Origin of the sequence: Mesorhizobium sp. M7A.F.Ca.CA.001.08.2.1, assembly GCF_003998455.1 — a bacterium.
Taxonomy (GTDB): domain Bacteria; phylum Pseudomonadota; class Alphaproteobacteria; order Rhizobiales; family Rhizobiaceae; genus Mesorhizobium; species Mesorhizobium ciceri.
Genome location: NZ_RZPW01000735.1, coordinates 1 through 3,075, shown reverse-complemented (window position 1 = coordinate 3,075; position 3,075 = coordinate 1). Strand labels below are relative to the sequence as shown.

Here is a 3,075-nt window from a genome sequence, read left to right as displayed (position 1 = left end):
TTCTTGAACATGGTGATGAAGGCCGTAACGGAACCATAGCCGAGATCGCCCGAGACCTGCTGGACACTCTTGCCGGAAGCCAGTTCCCGAATTGCAACGATCAAGTGCAATTGCTGGCGCCAGCGCCCGAAACTCAGCCCCGTCTCCTTTGCCACAAGGCGGGCGAGGCTGCTCTCGCTGAGCGCGATGCGGTTGGCCCATTCCGCCAGTGTGCTGCGATCGGCAGGGTCTTGCGCCAACGCTTCGGCGATCCTGTTCAAGCGTGGCTCGGACGAGATCGGCAGGTGAAATTGCTGGACAGGCATGCGTGGCAATTCGGTGAGCAGCATCTTGGTCAAGAGTTCGCCCCTCGCCCCGTCACCCTCCACCCGATCGGAAAGCTCGATGATCAATTCGCGCAGCAGGGGCGAGATTGAAAACGTGCAGCACCGCTCCGGCAGATCGGCGGCTCCCGGCTCTATGTAGACGAAAAAAATCCGGCCGTTGGCGGTTGCGACATTGCTGTGCTCCATGCCGCCGGGGATCCACACCCCGCAATGCGGCGGCACCATCCATAGACCGCTTGGAACGCGGCATGTGACGCCGCCGCCGAGTGCGAAGACGAGTTGGCCTTTGCGGTGCCGATGGGCGGGGACTTCCGCTCTGGTGTCGGGGATGTCGACGCGCACGGCAATCGCCGGCGCGGCAGGGTCATCCACATCGAGATCGAGCCAGGGGTAGCTGAGGGGTTGTCTCATGGTTGACTGTTATTAGCGATTAAACGCCATGATAGCTAAATTCTTTAACGGCGAAAGTCGATAAGCTCCGGCTCGTACTCAGCTTGCCGTGCTTTCCACAGCAAGCTGGCACCGACAAGCCAGCAACAAGGTACACCATGCTCGCCCTGGTCATCTCTCCCGAAAGCGCGACCGGGTTGAGGCTCGCCGACATCGCCGAGCCTCAACCGGCTTCGAACGAAGCGCTTGTCTCTGTCCACGCAACTTCGTTGAACCGGGGCGAACTGCGCCTGCTTGCCATACGCCCCGAGGGCTGGACACCCGGCCAGGACATCGCGGGGATTGTCGAACGAAGAGCAGCCGATGGTTCCGGGCCAGCCGTCGGCGCCCGGGTTGTTGCTTTGGTCGACGAGGCCGGTTGGGCCGAACGCATCGCAGTCCCAATCGACCGTCTCGCCGTCCTGCCGGACAGCGTCAGTTTCGTTTCCGCAGCCACGCTTCCTGTCGCCGGTACGACGGCACTAAGGACTCTACGCCATGGCGGCGACCTCGCCGGCCAGCAGGTCTTGATCACCGGTGCAAGCGGAGCGGTCGGCCGTTTTCAGATCCAGATCGCCCGCGAGCAAGGCGCCTCGGTGACGGCAATCGCCGCGGCCCGGCACGCCGACGATCTCCGCGGCCTCGGAGCCCGGCAGGTTGTCGAAGCGATCGATCTGGCCGAGGGGCCGTTCTCGCTGATCACCGAGTCGGTCGGCGGCCAAAGCCTCGCACGCGCGATCGAACGTATCGCACTTGGCGGGACCATCGTCATGTTCGGTTCGAGCAGCGGCGAGCTGACGCCCGTCGGATTCCGCCAGTTCGTTCCGGATCATGAAGGGGCAAGGCTTCAGACTTTTGCGTACTACACGTCTGGTCCAGGCATCGGCGAGGACATCGCCTCACTGCTCGCTCTGGTCGCAGCCGGCCGGCTCGAAACGCGCGTGGCCTTGACGGCGCCGTGGACAGACGTCGCTCAAGCGCTGGACGCACTGCGACAGCGCAGCTTCAGCGGCAAGGCTGTTCTCACCATAACAGGATGAGCATCCTGTTTTGTCACACGTGCTGGCCGCCATTGATGTGGATTTCCGAGCCAGTCACATACGACGCCTGCTGCGAGCACAGGAAAAAGATGATGTCGGCGACTTCGGCCGTGGTGCCAAGGCGCCTGAGAGGAATGGTCTCGACGATCTTGTCCGTGCCCGGCGACAGGATCGCGGTATCGATTTCGCCCGGCGCAATCGCGTTGACGCGGATGCCGTGCGGACCGAAATCATGCGCCATCTCGCGCGTCAGCGAGCCGAGTGCCGCCTTCGATGTCGCGTAGGCCGTGCCGGCGAAGGGATGCACGCGGGTTCCGGCGATCGAGGTTACGTTGACGATCGAGCCCTTGGCCGCCGCCAGTTCCTTGAACAGCCCGCGCGCCAGCATGATCGGCGCGAAGAAATTGACCTGGAACACGTCGCGCCAGACATGCATCGGCGTGTCGATCGAATTCATGCGGCTGTTGCCGTCCTTGAGCTTCGGCGAAATGCCGGCATTGTTGACCAGCGCATGCAACTGGCCGCCATGCGCTTCCAGCCGGTGGCGAATTTCGGAGACGGCGATGCCGACATCCTCCTGATCGGCGAGATCGACCTTGATGTGGTCTTCCGGCCCGGCCGGCCACGGGCAGTCCTCGGCGAAAGCCTGCCTGGAGCAGGTGATGACGCGCCAGCCCTCGCGCGAAAAACGCTTGACGGTGGCGTGGCCGATGCCGCGGCTGGCGCCGGTCAGCACGATGGTCTTTCGGGTGTCGAGTTCAGTCATTTCAGGTCTCCAGCCGGCAGATGTAGCCGAACGCCGCCGAGGTGGCGAGAGGCCGAAATGTCACCATTCACCTCAAAGGAGGAACCGGGAAGCCGGCTCGCCGTTGGTCCTTGAATGCGGAAAGGGCGCGGGGTTCTGAATCAATCTATCAGGACAAAGCCATGACACAGACAGCACCCCTCGACATCGCCACTGCCTTCACCAAAGCGTGGACAGGACACGACCTCGAAAAGGCAGCATCCTATGTCGCTGACGACGTCGTTTTTGATGGGCCGATGCAGCAATCGACCGGCAAGAAACCCTATCTCGAAGGCCTGACCAAACTTTCACAGGATGTGACCGGTGTGCGCATGATCGCGGCCTTCGGAGACGATCACCAGGCGCTGCTAGAGCGTTTCACGTTTTGACGGAAGCGTACCCGGCTTTTGCGAAGTAGTTTTTGCATTCGGCTGCCTCGATGGTTTCGACGAGGTGGCCGATGTGGCGCCACGTGTCCTCGACGGTGCGTTTCTGA

4 protein-coding genes and 1 pseudogene are annotated in these 3,075 nt (G+C 62.4%); 2 read left to right on the top strand and 3 right to left on the bottom strand.

The genetic code is table 11. The features are described from left to right. The coding region (locus EN914_RS29945) for a helix-turn-helix domain-containing protein (RefSeq protein ID WP_164779012.1) at nt 1-737 on the bottom strand (737 nt) is incomplete at its 3' end. 137 nt (nt 738-874) lie between these two features. Between EN914_RS29945 and EN914_RS29940 the strand changes: the two genes are divergently transcribed. Continuing rightward, nucleotides 875-1,795, top strand: coding sequence for a zinc-binding dehydrogenase (locus tag EN914_RS29940; RefSeq protein WP_024502845.1), 921 nt, complete (start codon nt 875-877; stop codon nt 1,793-1,795). A gap of 13 nt (nt 1,796-1,808) precedes the next feature. Here EN914_RS29940 and EN914_RS29935 read toward each other — a convergent pair whose 3' ends face one another. Further along, nucleotides 1,809-2,561 carry an SDR family NAD(P)-dependent oxidoreductase gene (locus EN914_RS29935; protein WP_013529556.1) on the bottom strand — a complete coding sequence of 251 codons (753 nt, stop codon included), beginning with the start codon at nt 2,559-2,561 and terminating at the stop codon, nt 1,809-1,811. 161 nt (nt 2,562-2,722) lie between these two features. Between EN914_RS29935 and EN914_RS29930 the strand changes: the two genes are divergently transcribed. Further along, nucleotides 2,723-2,968 carry a nuclear transport factor 2 family protein gene (locus EN914_RS29930; protein ID WP_024502846.1) on the top strand — a complete coding sequence of 82 codons (246 nt, stop codon included), beginning with the start codon at nt 2,723-2,725 and terminating at the stop codon, nt 2,966-2,968. Here EN914_RS29930 and EN914_RS38775 read toward each other — a convergent pair. Beyond that, nucleotides 2,958-3,075: pseudogene (locus EN914_RS38775) on the bottom strand (IS630 family transposase); the annotation flags it as partial. The gene EN914_RS29930 and the pseudogene EN914_RS38775 overlap by 11 nt on opposite strands.

What these genes read in the sequence shown, in the direction of transcription:
- EN914_RS29940 (WP_024502845.1), top strand. Translation starts at nt 875, where the DNA reads ATGCTCGCCCTGGTCATCTCTCCCGAAAGCGCGACCGGGTTGAGGCTC.
- EN914_RS29935 (WP_013529556.1), bottom strand. Translation starts at nt 2,561, where the DNA reads ATGACTGAACTCGACACCCGAAAGACCATCGTGCTGACCGGCGCCAGC.
- EN914_RS29930 (WP_024502846.1), top strand. Translation starts at nt 2,723, where the DNA reads ATGACACAGACAGCACCCCTCGACATCGCCACTGCCTTCACCAAAGCG.